Source organism: Geobacter psychrophilus, assembly GCF_056821595.1.
The window spans coordinates 4411393-4430447 of sequence record NZ_JBXDTU010000004.1; the positions used below are offsets into that span (position 1 = coordinate 4411393).

The 19055-nt window shown below is 57.6% G+C and carries 13 protein-coding genes; 11 read left to right on the forward strand and 2 right to left on the reverse strand.

The features are described from left to right. Positions 1-127: 127 nt before the first annotated feature. The 11 genes from ACOCF6_RS23055 to ACOCF6_RS23105 all read left to right on the forward strand — a co-directional run bounded on the left by ACOCF6_RS23055 (position 128) and on the right by ACOCF6_RS23105 (position 17926). The gene (locus ACOCF6_RS23055; RefSeq protein ID WP_482462713.1) at positions 128-9301 is read left to right on the forward strand and encodes a glycoside hydrolase family 94 protein; all 9174 of its coding nucleotides are present in this window, start codon (positions 128-130) and stop codon (positions 9299-9301) included. A 20-nt stretch (positions 9302-9321) separates the two neighbouring features. Then, the gene (locus tag ACOCF6_RS23060) at positions 9322-9822 is read left to right on the forward strand and encodes a hypothetical protein (protein ID WP_482462715.1); all 501 of its coding nucleotides are present in this window, start codon (positions 9322-9324) and stop codon (positions 9820-9822) included. Positions 9823-10018: 196 nt separating this feature from the next. Next, positions 10019-10222, forward strand: coding sequence for a hypothetical protein (locus tag ACOCF6_RS23065; protein WP_482462717.1), 204 nt, complete (start codon positions 10019-10021; stop codon positions 10220-10222). Then, positions 10219-10668, forward strand: coding sequence for a DUF2147 domain-containing protein (locus ACOCF6_RS23070; RefSeq protein WP_482462719.1), 450 nt, complete (start codon positions 10219-10221; stop codon positions 10666-10668). The genes ACOCF6_RS23065 and ACOCF6_RS23070 overlap by 4 nt, the downstream gene beginning before the upstream one ends. Positions 10669-10910: 242 nt before the next feature. Beyond that, positions 10911-11090, forward strand: coding sequence for a CsbD family protein (locus tag ACOCF6_RS23075; protein WP_482462721.1), 180 nt, complete (start codon positions 10911-10913; stop codon positions 11088-11090). A 186-nt stretch (positions 11091-11276) separates the two neighbouring features. Then, the gene (locus ACOCF6_RS23080; RefSeq protein WP_482462723.1) at positions 11277-11900 is read left to right on the forward strand and encodes a YajG family lipoprotein; all 624 of its coding nucleotides are present in this window, start codon (positions 11277-11279) and stop codon (positions 11898-11900) included. 80 nt (positions 11901-11980) lie between these two features. After that, positions 11981-12550 carry an OmpA family protein gene (locus tag ACOCF6_RS23085; RefSeq protein ID WP_482462725.1) on the forward strand — a complete coding sequence of 190 codons (570 nt, stop codon included), beginning with the start codon at positions 11981-11983 and terminating at the stop codon, positions 12548-12550. A 103-nt stretch (positions 12551-12653) separates the two neighbouring features. Next, on the forward strand, positions 12654-14381 hold the full coding sequence (locus ACOCF6_RS23090; RefSeq protein WP_482462727.1) for a SulP family inorganic anion transporter: 1728 nt from the start codon (positions 12654-12656) through the stop codon (positions 14379-14381). 14 nt (positions 14382-14395) lie between these two features. Continuing rightward, complete coding sequence (locus ACOCF6_RS23095) at positions 14396-15463, forward strand: AI-2E family transporter (RefSeq protein WP_482462728.1); 1068 nt, start codon at positions 14396-14398, stop codon at positions 15461-15463. Positions 15464-15567: 104 nt separating this feature from the next. Continuing rightward, entirely contained in the window at positions 15568-16959 is a 1392-nt protein-coding gene (cls, locus tag ACOCF6_RS23100; protein WP_482462730.1) for a cardiolipin synthase, read from the forward strand. A 31-nt stretch (positions 16960-16990) separates the two neighbouring features. After that, on the forward strand, positions 16991-17926 hold the full coding sequence (locus ACOCF6_RS23105; protein ID WP_482462732.1) for a hypothetical protein: 936 nt from the start codon (positions 16991-16993) through the stop codon (positions 17924-17926). Between the two features lie 579 nt (positions 17927-18505). Here ACOCF6_RS23105 and ACOCF6_RS23110 read toward each other — a convergent pair. Both ACOCF6_RS23110 and ACOCF6_RS23115 read right to left on the reverse strand, forming a co-directional pair. Then, positions 18506-18670: a hypothetical protein gene (locus ACOCF6_RS23110; RefSeq protein WP_482462734.1), complete on the reverse strand. Its 165-nt coding sequence runs from the start codon at positions 18668-18670 to the stop codon at positions 18506-18508. Positions 18671-18723: 53 nt separating this feature from the next. After that, positions 18724-19035, reverse strand: a complete 312-nt coding sequence (locus ACOCF6_RS23115) for a hypothetical protein (RefSeq protein WP_482462736.1) — start codon at positions 19033-19035, stop codon at positions 18724-18726. Positions 19036-19055: the final 20 nt, after the last annotated feature.

Below are 19055 nucleotides of genomic sequence, written 5' to 3' on the forward strand. Positions count from 1 at the left end.
CCCTCCACCTCTTAAATTCATATCCTCCGGAACAGTCCGCAACTGTTCCCGCCTGAGCCTTTCTGTCTCGTGAACTCATTCACCTTGACTGCAACTGCACGGACAACCCAGCGGAAAAGGACTCATCGTGGACGACGGCATCTTAATTGGATATTTTGCGCAGAAAAGTGATGCACGCAGGGCTCTTCGTGAATTGTCGCGACAAGGCTTCAGCCGGACCGCCCTGGTGCATAAGAATACTGACGGCGAAGTACGTAATGCAGTGCCGTACCTGCGTCGCCGCATATTCCGGGTGACCCTGGCGGCCCTCCTGTGCGGGGGACTGGGCAGGATAGCAGCCCAGCTCCTGCAGCTGCCGCAGTTGCTCCCGTACGGGAATATTTCCACGTCTCTGGCCCTGAGCCTGATCTGCGCCGCCATCGGCTCTCTGGTCGTCCTCTTCAGGCTGCGACCCGCCAGGTTCGGCGTTGACTCGAAGGTTGTGAGCAGTTATGCCCGCTGGCTCGTATCCGGAGAGTCGGTCCTGATTCTCCAGTCCCCGGTTGCATCCATGCAGCGTCCGGTGGCCCTGCTGCGTGAAAGCGGCGACCCCCCTCCGGCCCTGTTCATCATGCATCCCAAACGCGAACGGCGCTCAGAAACCCGGGTGCCCGCCATAAAGCTCTCTCCGATGCAGATCCAGGAACACGCCCAGCGGCATGCCAGGGAACAGCAGGTGGATGCAAGACCGTCACACTCGGCCGAGCTGCTCAAGCGCCTCAGGCAGTCGCGCCTCTGGGTGCGCCAGGTTTGCGCGGATCTCGCCGCAGCCAGCCGCCTGGAACAGAAAGCCACACCGGCAGCCGATTGGATCCTGGATAACGAATACATCCTGGAGGGCAATGCCCGCGATGTGCTGCTGAATCTGCCCCGCAGCTTTTACCGCCAGCTGCCCGCTCTGGCCTCTGATACCTACAAAAGCTTACCCTGCATCTATGCCCTGGCCAAGGATCTGGTTTCCCATACGGAACTGCGGCTGGACCGGGAGAATATCCTGGCGTTTATCGATGCACACCAATCCGTGCGCACCCTGACAATCGGCGAACTCTGGGCAATTCCCCAGATGCTGAGGATTGCGCTGATCGAAAGCATTCAGAGTCTGGCCGTCACTGCCCTGGCGGACCTGCGGGAACGCCAGCTGGCTGATTTTTGGGCCAACCGTTTGATCACGGCCAATCGCCGCGACGCCAACCAGCTCTTCGTGATCCTGGCCGAACTGGCCAAAGCGGAGCCAAATCCCAGCACCTTTTTCGGGGTGCAGCTGATCGGCCTGCTCTACGATGAAGAGGCCGCACTGGCACCGGTCCAGAGCTGGCTGGAGCGCACGCTCAAAAACCCCCTGCATGAATTCAATCTGCGTGAACTGAACCGCCAGACCAGAGAGCAGTTATCCTGCGGTAATGCCTTCACCAGCCTGCGTCTGCTGGCCCGGTTGGACTGGCGGGAGATCTTCGAGAAACTCAGCCGGGTGGAGCAGACCCTGCGCCGTGATCCCTCCGGTGTCTACAGCGGGATGGATTTTGCAACCCGCGATCGCTGCCGTCGGGCGATTGAAGCGCTGGCCCGTGCTTCCCGGCAGCCCGAGCACCAGGTTGCTGAGCTGGCCCTGAAACTGGCAACCCAGGCGGGTCGTGCCGGCACAGGCCATGAACGGCGCAGCCATGTCGGCACCTGGCTGGTCGGCGAAGGCCGGGCCGAACTGGCTCTTCAGCTCAGGTGCACCGAAACCTTCCGCTACCGGGTCCTGGAATGGATTCATGGACACCATACCCCTGTCTACGCCCTCGGCATCACCGGGTTTTCAGCCCTGTTTTTTACCCTGATCGCCCGCTTCTTTCCGGTCGGGTTATCCATCCCTGTCCAGCTGGGCTTGTTGCTGTTTCTGCTGATTCCGGTCAGTCAGCTGGGGATCGAAGTAGTGAATTATCTGATCACGCGGCTTCTGCCCCCCCGCTCCCTGCCCAAGATGGATTTCGAAGATTCGGGCATCCCCGATGAATTCCGCACCCTGGTGGTCGTACCGATGATGCTGACCAGCGAGGAAACGGTCCGGGGCGAGGTGGAGAAGCTGGAGATCCGCTACCTGGCCAACAAGGAAGCCAATCTGCTGTTCAGCCTGTTCACAGACTACACCGATGCAAACACACGTTCCCATGTCGACGACAGCCTGCTGCTCCAGACCGCCAGCAGTTGTCTGACCGAGCTCAACCAGCGCCACGGTGCCGAGCGCTTTTTCCTGTTCCACCGGGAGCGCACCTGGAGTGAATCGGAGCAGAAATTCATCGGCTGGGAGCGCAAGCGCGGCAAGCTGGAGGAACTGAACTGCCTGATCGACGGCACCCGTCCGGAAAAAGCCCCCCCCATGGTATACGTTGGCGATCAGCAGCAGTTGGCGGACGTCCGCTTTATCATCACCCTGGACAGTGACACCCAGCTGCCGCATGCCACGGCCCGCAGAATGGTCGAGACCCTGGCCCACCCCCTCAATCAGCCGCGCTTCGACTCAGCCGGCAACGTCATGGCCGGTTCCTATACGATCATCCAGCCGCGGGTCAGCCCGACCCTGGCCAGTACCAGCGCCTCGACCTTCAGCCGGCTCTTCGCCGACGCCATCGGCATTGACCCCTATTCCCAGGCCGTCTCCGATGTCTATCAGGACTTGAGCGGCGAAGGCTCCTACCATGGCAAGGGGATCTACGATGTGCGCGCCTTCAGCCGCGTGCTGACCGGCAGATTCCCGGAAGAGCGGGTCTTGAGCCACGACCTGATCGAAGGGGCCCATGTCCGGGTGGGACTGGCCAGCGAAATAGAACTCTACGATGAATTCCCCCAGGGGTATCAGAGTTACAGCAGCCGCACCCACCGCTGGGTGCGCGGCGACTGGCAGATCGCCGGCTGGATCTTCTCCCGTGTGCCGCAGGCTGCAGGCGGACGGGGACCGAACCCGCTCTCCCTGCTCAGCCGCTGGAAGATCCTCGACAACCTGCGGCGCAGCCTGCTGCCTGCCACCAGCCTGGGACTGCTGCTGTTCTCCTGGTTCATTTCCCCGGGCCTGGGCTGGATTGCTGCACTGGTAGTCGGCATGCAGCTGCTCTTTCACCCGTTGGCGCAGCCCTTCACCATGGCGACCACCCACCAGGGACTGAAGTATTTCTGCCCCTCCAAGCTGTGGCATGATCTGATGCGGGCCGCCACCGACGCCGCCCTGCTGCCGCACCAGACAGCGGTGACCCTGGATGCCATTGCCCGGGTCTGGTACCGACGTGTCGTTTCACAGCGCGATCTGCTGGAGTGGACGGCCCAGGCCACCCATTGGAGCGCCGCACGGCGCCAGCCGCTGTTCGTCGCCAGCCTGGCCCTGGGGAGCATCTTCAGCGCAATCGCCGGACTGGCTATCTGGCGCTTCACACCGGACAGCCTGCCCCAAGCCCTGCCCTGGCTGATCCTGTGGTTTTTGTCGCCGCTGCTCGGCTGGATCCTGAACCTGCGCCCAATCGAAAAGCAGCTGACACATCCGCTGCCCGAAGCGGACCGCCTTTTCCTGCGCCAGATCGCCCGGCGGACCTGGCGCTATTTCTCAGCCTTCGTCACGGCCGAAACATCCTGGCTGCCGCCCGATAATTACCAGGTCGCCCACCAGGACCGCCTGGCCATGCGCACCAGCCCGACCAACATCGGACTGTGGATGACATCTGTCCTGGGTGCCCATGACTGCGGCTACCTGACGGTCAACCAGGTGATCGAACTGCTGACGGCCAGCATGGCAAGCATCGCCCGATTGGAGCGCTATGAAGGTCATCTGCTGAACTGGTACGATATCCAGACACTGTCAGCCCTGGAGCCCCGCTATGTCTCCACGGTCGACAGCGGAAACCTGCTGGGTGCACTCTGGGCTCTGGAGCAGGGACTGGACGAACTGCGGCATGCCCCTCTGCTGACCGGCACGGCCTTTGCCGGTCTGGCTGACAGCGGGGAGATTTTGAAACAGGGCGCAAGCGCGGCAGGAACTCCCTGCCCGTACCTCCAACCGCTCAATCAGCTCCTGGCCGAGTGGCATGAACCGCCATCCGACGCTATCGATCTCTTGCGCCTGCAACAGCACCAGGTGACAGCCGTCAGGTCGGTTGTCACCGCCGCCGGAGCCGTGCCGTGGGGAGTGGAACTTGATCAACAGGCTGCGGCCTGGACCCGGAACAGTGACCGCTATCTGGCCTGGATCAAGATCCTGGCAGAAAAGAGCGAGCCGGAGCTGGCCCGATTGGGACCGGCGGCCCTGTCCGCCATCCGTCAGGACCTGTCCCGGATGCCGTCGCTGCACGACCTGGCCCATGGCCTGGCACAATCAATCCCGATCCTCACACAGATCCGGGCTGACACAATTCCTGTTGAGCCGTCGCTGACTGAATGGCTCGACCGTGTACTGGCGGCCTACGCCACCTCGCAGTGGCTGGCCGGCGAAACCATGGAAACGGCTGAACGATTGACCGTCAACTGCCGTGAACTGTCAAGCGCCATGAACATGCGCTTCCTGTATGAGCCCAAGCGCAAGCTGTTCGCCATCGGCTTCAATGTCTCCACCAATGTCCTGGACGGCTCCAGCTACGACCTCCTGGCCAGCGAAGCGCGGCTCGGCAGTTTCGTTGCCATTGCCCGGGGCGATGTGCCCCTGGAACACTGGTTTTCCCTGGGACGCCCCTATGGCGCCATCGGCCGGCAGCGGGTACTGCTCAGTTGGACCGGGACCATGTTCGAATACCTGATGCCGCTCCTGTTCCAGCATTCCTACGGCAACTCGCTGCTGGACAAGGCGGCACGGGAAGCGGTGGCGGTTCAGATCGCCTACGGCCGAAAGCTCCGTGTGCCGTGGGGTATTTCCGAATCCGCTTTTGCCGACCTGGACCTGGCCAAGACCTATCAATACAAGGCCTTCGGTGTCCCGTCGCTCGGCCTGAAACGCGGCCTTGAACAACAGCTGGTCATTGCTCCCTATGCCACCCTGCTGGCGCTGAACATCGCGCCGAACGAGACCGTGCAGAACCTGAAACAGCTGGCCGGAATGGGGCTTTTGTGCGATTACGGCTATTACGAAGCCATGGATTTCAGCCGTCAGACGCAGCGGGCCGGCCGACGGGGAGTGATCATCGAGGCCTATATGGCCCATCACCAGGGGATGGCCTTTCTGTCCCTGACCAACTTCCTCCATGACAACCCGTTCCCGCGCCGATTTCATGCCGATCCGCGGGTGCGGGCCTTTGAAGCCCTGCTGCAGGAGCGCATCCCGACCCTGCCGCCGCTGCAGCTGATCTCGATGCGGCAGAGTGAACCGGTGCTGTTGAGCGGAGACCTGGTTGCGCCGGCCGGCATCTCCTTCACCACCCCCCATACCACCACTCCCCGGACACTGCTGCTCAGCAACGGCCGCTATGGCCTGATGGTTACCAACAGCGGCGGCGGCTACAGCCAGTGGGGCATGCAGGAACTCACCCGCTGGCGCTCCGATCAGACCTGTGACAGCCAGGGGACCTTCTGCTACATCCACGAATCCGAGCCGGATCACCTCTGGTCCAACACCTATCACCCGGTCGGCGGACGCACTGAAGGGTATTCCGTGGATTTTGCCCTTGACCGGGCCGTATTCCACCGCATAGACGACGGCATCCATACGGAAACCGAGGTGGTTGTGTCGCCGGAGGATGATGTGGAGGTGCGCCGGATTACCCTGGTCAACCGCTCCTCCCGCACCCGTTTCCTCAATCTCACCAGCTATGTCGAGCTCTCCATGGCGCCGCACAATGCGGACCGCCAGCATCCGGCCTTCAACAAGCTGTTCATCCAGACCGAGGCACTCCCGGAGCAGAAAACGCTGCTCGCCTATCGCCGGGCGCGGGGAAATAACGAACTGCCGCTGTATGTAGCCCACTGTTTGACGCATGCCCAGGCCGGCGATGCCGACCCGAACAAAGCAGAGTGGCAATTTGAAACCGATCGGGGCCGCTTCATCGGCCGCGGCCGGACCCTGGCCGATCCCTTGGGGGCCCGGCAAAAGCTCGGCAACAGCCACGGCTTTGTCCTTGATCCGATGCTGGGCCTGCGACGGAGCCTGATCCTGGAACCGGGTCAGCGCGCCCAGCTGTCCCTGGTGCTGGCCGCCGCGGCCAGTCGCGAACAGGCCCTGCTGCTGATGGACAAGTACAGCGACGCCCATGCCTCTGAACGGGCCATGGATTTCGCCTGGAGCTCCGCCCAGCAGCAGCTGCAGGTACTGCGCATCCAGCCCGATGAAGCGCGCCGCTTCCAGCAGCTGGCCAGTCACCTGCTGTTTCCCAATCATCTGCTGCGGGCACCGGCCGAGCGACTGGAAGACAACCGCAAGGGGCAGGCAGGTCTATGGCCCTACGCCATTTCCGGGGACCTGCCGATTGCCCTGGTGACCATCGGCGAGATCCGCGAGATCAGCCTGGTGCGCCAGATGCTCCAGGCCCATACCTACTTGCGCATGCATGGGCTATCGACCGATCTGGTGATCCTCAACGAAGAGGGAGGCAGCTATGAGCGGCCGCTCCATGAACGGCTTGAGCAGCTGATCCAGGCCCACACTGTTTCAGCGGCGACTGACCGGGCCGGCGGGATCTTCCTGAAGAGCGCGGCGCTGATCCCGGAGACGGACCTGAATCTCCTCAAGGCCGCCGCCAGTGTCGTGCTGGTGGCGGCGCGCGGCACTCTCCCGCAACAGCTGGGTGTGCCGATCGAGGCACCGGAACTCATGGAGCGGCTGGTCCGGAAACGTGCCCCGCGTGAGCCCTCGGCCCCGCTCCCCTTCATGGAGCTGCACTACTTCAACAGCCTGGGCGGATTTACCCGGGATGGGCGTGAATATGCCATCTATCTGGGGCCCACGACCAACACCCCGGCACCCTGGGTGAACGTCATCGCCAACCCGACCTTCGGCACCATGGTGGGTGAATCCGGATCCGGCTTCACCTGGTACGGCAACAGCCAGCGCAACCGCCTGACAAGCTGGTCCAATGATCCGGTGCTGGACCCGGCCTCGGAGGCGATCTACATCCGCGACGAGGAAAGCGCCATTTTCTGGTCGCCGACTGCGTCACCGATCCGTGAAGAGACCGCCTATCGGGCCAGGCACGGGGCGGGTTATACGGTTTTTGAGCATAACAGCCATGGTATCGAACAGGAACTGACCGTTTTCGTCCCGGTTGACGAACAGGGCGGCCAGCCGATCAAGCTGCAGCGCCTGCGGCTGACCAACTCCTCCGCACGGAGGCGACGGCTTTCCGTTACCTACTATGTGGAACTGACACTGGGCGAGAATCGTGAAAGCAGCCAGATGCACGTCATGACCAACTGGGACAGGGAATCCCGGGCCATGCTGGCCCACAACCACTACCACCCCGAGTACGGAGAGCGGGTCGCCTTCGTGGCCATGACCCCGCAGGCCGACTCCTACGGCGGTGACCGCACCTCCTTCATCGGCCGCAACCGTACGCTGGGCAATCCGGTTGCCATGGAGCTGACCCGTCTGTCAAAACGCGCCGGGGCCGGACTGGATCCGTGCGGGGTACTCCGAACCGCCATAGAAATTGCTCCGGGCGAAAGTCGCGATATTATCTGCATGCTCGGCCAGGCCGGCTCCGAAGCAGCGGCCCGACAACTGCTGCTGAGCTATCAGACGGACCTGGCATTCGAGGAGGCGCTCCTTCAATCCATGGCCTGGTGGGATGGATTGCTCGGCACAATTGTCGTACAGACCCCCGAGCTGGCCGCCGACCTGCTGATCAACCGCTGGCTGCAGTACCAGACCTTGAGCTGCCGCATCTGGGGGCGCTCCGCCTTTTACCAGTCAGGCGGCGCCTTCGGCTTCCGCGATCAGCTGCAGGACATCATGGCCTTCCTGTACACCAGCCCCGGGATTGCCCGCGACCAGATCCTGCTGGCGGCCAGCCGGCAGTTCAAAGAGGGTGACGTCCAGCATTGGTGGCATGAACCTGCCGGCGCCGGAATCCGCTCGCGCATTTCCGACGACCTGCTCTGGCTGCCCTATGTGGTCGCACAATACGTCCGGGCCACTGGTGATGTGGAGATCCTGAAAACAGAACTGACCTTTCTGAACGCCCCCCTGCTGGCGGCCGATCAGCATGAACTGTTTTCCATACCGGAGGTCACCTTTGAACGGGCCACGCTCTTCGAGCACTGCCGGCGCGCGACCGGGCGCGGACTGACGATCGGCCCCCATGGACTGCCCCTGATGGGAACCGGAGACTGGAACGACGGCATGAATCTGGTGGGTGCCGGAGGCAAGGGAGAAAGCGTCTGGCTGGCCTGGTTCCTGTGCGAACTGCTGCAGGGGATGGCGGAGCTTTCCAGCCTGCTGCATGAGCCGGATCTCAGCCGGAACTATCAGGATGACCGGTCGGCCCTGATCCAGCGTGTCGAGAAGGCCGGCTGGGACGGCGAGTGGTATCTGAGGGGGACGTTCGATGATGGCTCCCTGCTCGGCTCTTCGACCAGCAGTGAGGCCAGGATCGACTCTCTGCCCCAATCCTGGGCCTGGCTGTCCGGCGCAGCCGACCCGAAACGCGCCGATCAGGCCCTGGAATCGGCCTGGCGGCTGCTTGTCCGCCAGGATGAAGGGCTGGTGCAGCTGTTCGACCCGCCCTTCGACACATCGGAACCTTCACCCGGCTACATCAAGGGCTATCCACCCGGTGTACGGGAGAACGGCGGCCAGTACACCCACGCCGCTCTCTGGATGGCGATGGCCTTTGCCCGCAAAGGGGATGGGGAACGGGCAGTGCAGCTGCTGCGCCTGCTCAATCCGATCGAGCATGCCCGTGATGCCGAAGCGGTCTGGCACTACCGGGTGGAGCCGTATGTGGTGGCAGCCGACGTTTACCGCCTGCCCGGCCATACCGGCCAGGGGGGCTGGTCCTGGTATACCGGTTCAGCAGCCTGGATGTACCGGGCCTGGATTGAAGAGGTGCTCGGTCTGCAGGTGCGGGGCGAAACTGTGCGGCTTGACCCGGTCATCCCCGGCTCGTGGCCGGGCTTCAGTCTCAGTTATCGGCACGGTGAAGCGGTCTACGCCATCCAGGTGGAAAATCCGCACGGTTTACAGCGTGGTGTCGCCTGGGTTGAGTTGGACGGTCAGCGCGTGGCTGACGGCCTGATCACCCTGGAACGGGACCTGGTGAAGCACCAGGTGCTGGTGATGATGGGGAACAGGGAACAGAAAGTTGAACATTGAAATGACAAAAAGGAACCATCATGGATCGAGTAAGAATCGGCTGCAACTATGTCAAACAACCCTTGTGGAAAGTGATCTTCGGAGTGCCGCTGATCTACCTGCCGATTATTACGACCGTACCCTTCGTAATCGTCGGCGTACTGCTGGTCAGAACACATCTGAAATATGTCGGCGGCATGGATATCAAATCCTATTGGGATTTCGTTCCCGCCTGGCAATCCCATCGCTACCGCAATCAGGATCAACCGGTCATCAACATCCCCTGGTTTCACCTGGCGCACTACAGGTTCTTCTGGATCCTGAACTGCAAGCACTATTGCCCGTTGAGTGTCGCACTCTTCAGGTACGCGGCCTATCTGGTGGAAATCGTGGAAAACTGGTGGTGCCCGTTTAACCATGGCAAAAAGCAGGAATACAGGGGTGCGATCGACAAATCTTTTTGGCACGTGGACCCGGTGGAGCTCGCAAAACTGCATCCCGATGACCGCCAGAATCCGCTCTGGAATGAGAAGGCTGAATAATCCTAAAACCGGCAGTTAACCACAGATACATAGAATGAACACGGATAATACCTAAAGATTATAAATAAATGGTCCTTCACCTTTTTGGCTTACAATCTTTGCTTTTAATTATCTAATTTATCTGTGTTTATCCCATTCATCCCAGTTTCAAATGCTTTTTATTAGATACTAATTCTGTACCAAAAAGGAGACACTCATGCACAAACTTTCACATGAAGCAAAGATGATCATCGCATCAAATCTGACAATCGCAGCCGCCATCAGAGATGCGGCCATGGCCATGAAAAGCGGTCCGCAGCCGACCGATTCCCGGGATATGGTCACGCAGACGTTTGCTGCCATCTTCGCCAACCTGGAGAAGCAGACGCTTGCCCCCCAGGAAACCGGTACGATTGCATGAAGATCTGTGCACTTTTAGCAACATTGCTGCTGACGGCAACCACCGCCTTCGGCGCAGTTCCGGCCAACATCCTCGGTTCATGGAAAACCGATGGGGGGGATTCCAAGCTGGAGTTTTTCAAATGCGGAGAAAAGATTTGCGGAAAAATCATCTGGCTGAAGGTGCCCAAATACATCGACAGCAACGATGGACCGGTCGGCACAACCAAAGTTGACCGAAAAAGCCCTGATCCGGCGCTGCGCAATCGCCCGATCCTCGGTCTGCAGGTCATGAAAGGGCTGACCGCCAGGGGTGCCAACCTGTGGGATGGCGGGATCTGCTACGACCCTGAAACCGGCAAGAGCTATAAATGCAGAATGCGCCTGTCAGCACCCGGCCGTCTGGAACTGCGCGGCTATATCGGCATTTCTCTGATCGGTCGTACCTTCGCACTGACCCGTCAGTAACAACCGGATCATGACGAGTTCCCGCCCGCTATATTTGGCGGTTATGTTACACATGACGGTTTCAACTGACGGATTCTCCTTCCACCGGAACGTTCTCCAGTTGCTTTCTGCGGCATAATCAGCCACTTGCGCACCAACAGCCCTCTTCCCGGCTCTGGCACGTTAGTTGCCTCATATATGCCTGTCAGAACATGGGCAGCATCATGCGTTCTGTACAATCCACGTCACCACAGGAGTCCACCATGAAATCGAGCATCAGGGACAAAGTCGAAGGAACATTGCACGAAGTGAAGGGCAAGCTCAAGGAAGCCGCCGGAAAACTCAGCGACAACCCCAAGCTGCAGGCCAAAGGTACTGTCGAGAAGCTAGCCGGGCAGGTTCAGGAAAAGATCGGGCAGGTCAAGCAGGTATTCGGGAAATAGCCAAATCCGGAGAGTATGCACCTCAACGCCAGTATGCCCTGTATTTAAAGACCCGCTGCTGCGGGTCTTTTCAATTCAGTCCGTGCCCTGATAAACAGGATAAGTGCGTTAACGAAGTGATTTTCTGCCTGAAATGCGCAGAATATCACTTCTAACTTACTAAAAACACAACAAAGGAGTCGGGTTATGAGAACCATTGTTAAGAAGTACAATCTGACAGCACTGTTCTTGTGTATCACCTGTTTCTGCCTGCTGCTGGCAAGCGGGTGTGCCCGCTATTCACGCACGGTGAATACGCTCTATCAGCCGACCGCAAGCGTTCGCGGCGGCTCCGGCGATATCTATATCGTCATTCCGGAAAACCGTCCGGCACATCCATCCGATATCAAATGGGTGCTCGGAAAGGTTAAGGATGACGACAACAATATCATAGACGAGGTATTCAGCCCGCGCGCTCCCGCGGAAATAATCCAGGAAGCCTTTGCCCAGGAGTTCAGGAATGCGGGCTACACCGTTTTGACGGTTACGACACGACCCGCTGCAAAAGAACGGGTACTTGACCTCTCTAAAACAGTCATCGATCTGGACCAGATTTCAGATCTGGCGGATCTCAAGGCAACCTGCCGGATAGTGGTCGGGGTAGATGTGTACAAGGATGGACAGCAGATCAAACGGCTGCAGTATGAATCAATGTCCACCAAAACCGATATCAGGGATCGTGACATGATCGCCAGGAACGTGCTGGAAGATGCCCTGCGGTCTATCATGCGGGAAGCCATGCCTGACCTGCACAACCTGCTCAAACGTTAATTCAGAAGCAACATTGCCCGGAAGAATACTGCCGGATTTTATTGTTGAAACTCAACGTACCGACTAAAGGAGTCGCCCAGATGAATCGTAGAACAATGGTAAACATGCTGCTGATCACCGTCATGCTGTCAGCAATGGGATGTGCCAACAACGATGTTGTCAAGAAGGATGAAGGCCTGGTTCAGTCAGCACCCCAAAAGACAGTGGAAACAAAAAAAGCTCCACCAGTGCAACCCGCACCTGTCTCCGCTGCAACAACAGACGCTAACTCCACGCAAATAGTGCCTGCCGATAACAGCCAAAAAGCCGCAACACAAGACACCGCTCCGGCGGGTGTCGTATATTTCGGCTTCGACTCCTACGTACTGAGCGCCGAATCAGGAAATACCCTGCAGGCGAACTACAATAAACTTGCCGGCAGACCCACCATCCGGATTGAAGGGCACTGCGATGAGCAGGGATCCAGCGAATACAATCTGTCGCTTGGTGAAAAGCGTGCCAAAGCGGCCCAGAACTATCTTGTAACCCTCGGCTACCCTGTTGCCAAAATATCAACCATCAGCTACGGCAAGGAACACCCGGCCGATGCAGGTCATGATGAAGCCGCATGGGCAAAAAACCGTCGTGACGAATTGAAAATAGTCAAGTAGGACATGCTTCTTTACCGTTACCGGACTGGCACTCTGTTCCTGTTCCGCAGCTGTACAGCTTAGTCAGTCCGGCAAACGCCATTATCATGAAAAGGCAGTTTACATGAAAAACCGCATCAAAACAGCTCTTTCAAAGTGGCTTCCCAAATCCGTACTCGCCTTGAAATCATACAGCCGCCAGGATTTTTTTGCCGACCTGGTCGCCGGAATTACCGTTGGTCTGGTGGCTCTGCCGCTGGCCATGGCCTTCGGCATCTCTTCCGGCGTGACGCCCCAGGCCGGTATCTATACCGCTGTAATTGCCGGTTTTCTGATCTCGGCCCTGGGAGGGTCGCGGACCCAGATCGGCGGGCCAACCGGAGCGTTTGTGGTTGTTATTGCCGCAATCATTGCCAAGCATGGTCTCTCCGGACTGATAATGGTAACGATGATGTCGGGTGTCATCCTGCTGTTCCTTGGCCTTACCGGACTCGGCAATGCGGTCAAGTTTATTCCCAGACCGGTTGTGATCGGCTTTACCAACGGCATTGCCGTATTGATCGCCTCGACCCAGATCAAGGATTTTCTCGGAATCACAAGCACTGACAAGGTGCCGAGCGAGTTTCTTGAGCGGATGCGCTATCTCGCTGAGAACATTTCTACCACCGACCTTTTGACCGTGATTCTGGCACTGGTGTCACTGGCCATCATCCTGCTGATGCCGCTGCTGACCAAGCGGATCCCCGGATCGATCGTTGCGCTGCTGGGAGCCACGGCCTGCGTCGGCCTTTTCGGCATACCGGTCGAGACCATCGGCAGCCGCTTCGGCGGCATACCCACCGGGTTTCCCCAGCTCCAGATGCCGGAGTTCCATGCCGCCCTGATCATGCCGCTGCTTCCGGCAGCTCTGACGGTCGCCCTGCTGGCGGCACTCGAAAGCCTGCTCTCGGCTGTTGTGGCCGACTCCATGAGCGGCGACCGGCATAACTCCAACGTAGAACTGGTCGCACAGGGCGTGGCAAATATTACGGTACCGTTCTTCGGCGGCATCCCGGTCACCGGCGCTATCGCCCGGACTGCCACCAATATCCGGGCCGGCGCCCGCACACCGTTTTCCGGCATCATCCATGCCCTGACGCTGCTCTGCATCCTGCTGTTCGCCGCACCGCTGGCAAAATACATTCCCCTGGGAACATTGGCGGCAGTGCTGTTTGTAGTGGCCTACAACATGGGCGAGTGGCAGGAAATTCCGATCATCCTGCGACTGAACCGCAAGGAAATTTCCGTCTGGTTGATCACCTTCGTGCTGACCGTCGTAGCCGACCTGACCATTGCCGTCGAGATCGGCATGATGCTGGCCGCACTGCTCTATATCTACCAGGTTTCACGGACGACCGTCGTGGCACCACTGACAAATGAAAGCATCGGTAATGCGCAACATCATTTTGTTCAAAACCAGTCAATTCCAGATTATCTCAGCATGTTCCACATCCAGGGTCCGCTCCTGTTCGGGGCTGCCGAAAAGCTCAAACAGATCGCCTTTGATATTGACGGCCTGCAGTCGATCGTAGTCCTGCGGCTGCGCTATATGACCGCCATTGACGCTACCGGCCTGTATGCCATCGAACAGTTCTACGAGCAGCTGCATGCCTCCGGGCGGGTACTTCTGTTGTGCGGAATCCGGGGACAACCCAAACGGCTGATCTACACATCCAAACTTCCTCATCTGATGGGAGCCCGCAACATCCTGCCCAATATTCGTTCCGCCATGAGCAGGTCCCGAAAGATCCATGAGAAACCGGGCGGACCAGGCAGTTTTGCAACAGTACATATCGCCCACGCAACGGCCTAGCAGGAGGACAGCAGATGAACAAGAATGTATACCTGAGCATACTGGCGGCCCTTGCCACGGCCGCCGCTGTCTGCCTGATCGCCCTGCTGGCAGCCCCTATCGCCAAGCCGCTGGCCTGGTCGTTGATCATCGGCATCGCCACCCTGCCCCACCATGACCGGCTGGCCAAACGGTTTCCCGGACACCCTGACCGCGCCGCCGGATTGATGGTGCTTGCTATAACCGTCTGCTTCATTCTGCCGGTTGCGGCCCTGATCTTCACGGTCGTTGAAAACGCCGCTGACTGGTACAAGGAAGGTGAACGGCTGGTTCAGGCATTCCGGACAATCGGTGCCGATACCCTCAGCCATCTTCCTTTTGCATCACAGATAATTTCTCTGGGAGAGCGCTTCGGCATCGAACTTTCCGGCGTTGGTGCAAAACTGGCTGCCGGTGCTTCCGGATTTCTCCTGGATGTGACCACCAATACCGCCAAGAACCTTGGCGAGCTCTTCTTCACCCTGGTTGTAGCGCTGTTCATGCTCTTTTTCATCTACCGTGATGGCGACCGGATTGTGTCGACTGCTATTGCCCGTTTTGCCACCAACCAAACCAAAGCCCGACATTATTATTCCGAAATTTGTGCCACAACAACTGCCGTGGCTGTCGGAACCATTCTGACCTGTCTCGTACAGGGCGTAACCGCCTGGATCGGATACTATGTCGCCGGAGTCCCCGCACCGATTCTATGCGCTGCGCTGACGGCACTTGTTGCGCTTGTTCCGGTGGTCGGCACGGCCATTGTCTGGGTTCCGCTGGCTGCACTGGTCGCCATCAACGGTGCCTATCTCAAGGCAATTCTCCTGACAATCTGGTGCATCATTTTTGTGGGCCTGGCCGATAACGCCATACGACCGCTCGCCATGGGAGCAACAGGCAAAATCCCGGTCATAGCGGTTGTACTGGGAGCGACCTGCGGAGTTATGACGCTGGGGGTGCTCGGCCTGATACTGGGACCGGTACTCTTTGCCATTCTCATCACAGTCTGGAAAGACGTAACCGGTGACACGCCGGCAGCTACAGCGGAACAGGATCACTCCTGATTTTACGGGCACGAGGAACTGCGCAGGCAACCAATTCGGCAGCAACTCTTTTGGTAAGGGTATATAATGGTGAAAGATGATATGACGCGAGGTAAAGAAACCTGATGAAACACATCAAGACATTCCTGTTGTTTTTTCTGTCCCTGTCCACCCTGAGTCTCAGCAATGGCTGTGCGGCTTTGCCGGATGTCACCAAGGTGATCGATGAGGCCCCGTCTGCGCAGGGTCACCGCCCGATAGTTTCGTCCAAAGGACTCCTGTCTCCACAAAAAAGCACGGCTATCAGGGAGCGGCTGAAGCAATCGGTCGCCCCGACGGATGTCCTGGGACGCCACACGGTCGTGGTGGAATCGGTTACTGACAGCCCGCTGACCAAGGGCAACAAGGTCACGTTGCTCAGCGATGGTCCGGCTACCTATGCCGCCATGTTCAAGATCATTCAACAGGCCAAAGACCATATCAACATGGAAAGCTACATCTTTGAGGATGATGAAACCGGCCGGAAATTTGCAGAACTTCTGCTGCGAAAACAGGCGGAAGGTGTCCAGGTAAATCTGATCTATGACAGCCTGGGCAGTATGAAATCCCCTGAGGCCTTTTTCCAGCGCATGCGCGATGGCGGGATCCGGATCACTGAATTCAATCCGCTAAATCCGCTGAAGTCCGTCGGCAACTGGGGACTGACACACCGCGACCACCGCAAGATCCTGATTGTCGACGGTAGGTTTGCCATTATCGGCGGCATCAACATCAGCAAAGTATATTCGAGCAGTCCCTTCAAACGTAGACAAAAGAAAACGGCACCTATTCACTGGCGTGACACGGACATCCAGATTGAAGGACCGGCAGTGGCCGAGTTCCAGAAACTCTTTCTTGATACCTGGATGAAGCAGAATGGTGCAAAACCCGCAGCACGCACCTATTTCCCTAAACAGGCAGAAGCCGGTAAAGCCCTGGTACGGGTGATCGGCAGCATGCCAGGACAGACCAACAGGATTCCGTTTATCGTCTACGTGTCGGCCATCTCTTTTGCCGAGCATTCGATACACATGACGAATTCCTATTTCATCCCTGACGACCAGATCATAAAGGCCCTCAGCGAAGCTGCCGGACGCGGCGTTGATGTCAGGATCATCCTCCCCGGGGTCACCGATTCCCAGTTGGCCCTGTATGCACAGAGATATTACTATTCCGACCTGTTGAAATCAGGGGTCAAAGTATATGAGCACAGCACATCCCTGCTGCATGCCAAGACCGCAGTGATTGATAAGGTCTGGTCAACTGTCGGGTCTACCAACATGGATTTTCTGAGTATGTCTAAAAACGATGAAGTGAATGCCGTTATCCTGAGCCCGGATTTTGCAGGAGAAATGGAGCGGATGTTTGCCAGGGACCTTACCAATTCAAAGCAGATTCTATTGGAAGAGTGGGAAAAAAGGCCAATGCTTCCCAAGGCCAGGGAGTGGTTTGTGAATCTGTTCAGCCGATGGCTGTGATCGTTTGTCTACATAATAAGGAGTAAATCACGTGAATCGTACGTATACCATCAGAAGTCTTCCGATAATCTTCAAATCCATTGTCGCTGCAGTGCTGCTGTTTTCAGCCGCTTCAGTGTCATCTGCCGCCTCCCCCGGACAGGGCGAGGCGGCCCTGCTCGACACCTATCACAGGAACACCGCCAGACTGGAGGCAAGCAGTTTCGGTCTTCCTCTCTTCCTGGAGTCTTCCGAGCGAAACGACCGGGTACATGTGGATGTCTACGGGATCTTTGATTACTCCTTCAGCAGTGTAGCCAACGTGCTCAGGGAACCGGCAAACTGGTGCGATATCGTGTCCCTCCATCCAAATGTCAAGGCCTGCACCTACGGCAAACAGCCGGGCGACGGACTATTGACCTTTTACATCGGCAAGAAGGAATACCAGGCACCGGAGGATTCGCGTCCGGTAGTCTACCATTACCGGAATCTCGTTCAGCAGAAGGGCTATCTGGACATCATCCTCAGCGCCAATGAAGGACCGTTCGGCACAAAGGATCACACCATGAGATTCGAAGCCCTGCCGCTGAAGGGAGGAAAAACCTTTGTCCACGTCAGTTATGAATACAGCGACAGCATGGCCCTGCGCCTGGCAGGAAAGGCCTATTTTGCAACACTCGGCCGGAACAAGGTTGGATTCACGGTGACCGGCACAGACGGAAACGACAAGCCGGTCTATATCGGCGGTCCACGCGGGGCAGTGGAACGCAACGCCGTCCGCTACTATTTCGCCATTCAGTCCTTTATGATTGCGCTGCACTCCCCGGAAAGCAGTCTTCTCAGCACGAGAACCAGCCAGTGGTATGATCTTACGACCCGTTACCGGCAGCAGCTTTTCGATCTGAACAGGAAGGACTACCTGGCATTCAAATCCGCAGAGCATAAGAACCAGATGACATTGCAGCAGATGGTCGGGAAAGGCATTTGATAATCGGGCGGGCAATTCAGAGAGGAATTACAATTTGTGAGTATACTCCGAAAAAAAATAAATCAATAGACTGTTATTTTCAATGAGCGATGGTATTATCAACTCAAGTCAAAGGAACTAAATCTTGTAAGTAAGGAGTTGCCGTTATGGAAGATACTCCACCTGAGTGTAACCGATGACAGGAGGCTGTAGCGCTCCGCAGGAACATGCATCTGTAGATAATCATAGTAAAAGGGAGCCGTTTTTTATCACAGATACAGCAACCTACAATAAAATACAGCTTCAAGCAGCATCACTCCGGACGTAACTGGAGCCGGATCACTCCTTGAAAATGGAATCGAATAAGAACAAAAAACAGAAGCCCACCGAACTACCTGGTGGGCTTTTCATTTGTGCCTGTTTTATTCTATAAACGGCAGTTAACCAAAGATACATCGGATGAACACGGATAAAACCTAATGATTCTGACAAATAGTCCCTCACCATTTTGGTTTACAAACTTTTGCATTTAATTATCTGATTTATCTGTGTTTATCCTATCCATCCCAGTTTCAATGTTTTTTTCAGGTTTAATCCTTGTTAGTCCCTGCCGCGGGTGCGGGTCACCCCGGTCAGGATCGCAATACCGATAAGTATGACGACCGCGATCATGATGTAGACGGCGCTCACCTTGGCAACAACAAGGCCCCAGGCCAGGCCTCCAATAACAAAAGCAAAACCGATGAGATAAATTATTAACGACATGTGGCGCCTCCCGGCTGATCAGAATTACTATGTGTAGGTTATTGCATTCACGTTCAGGGTATCGCTGTTTCAACAAGCAGCTCTTCCAAAAGCACGGTTTCCCGCGTAGGCAGCAACTCCTGGAGCAGATCAACCGCTGGAAGCTTGCCATGGGTATGCCTGCTATCCCGCAAGTGCACATGACGGTTGTTTTTCAGCCGTAACGCATCTTTTTGGACGCAGCAATCACGGGACAGCTCCCACCCAATATTCCATAGCTGTTCCGGATCCTGATCACGTTCAAGAGCAGCCGCCGGCCTGTTGAGCGGCGAGCAGGCGAGCAGGAGCTGCAGTGCCAGTACGATTACAATTATGCGTTTCACCATGGAATCCTTTTTCACAGAAC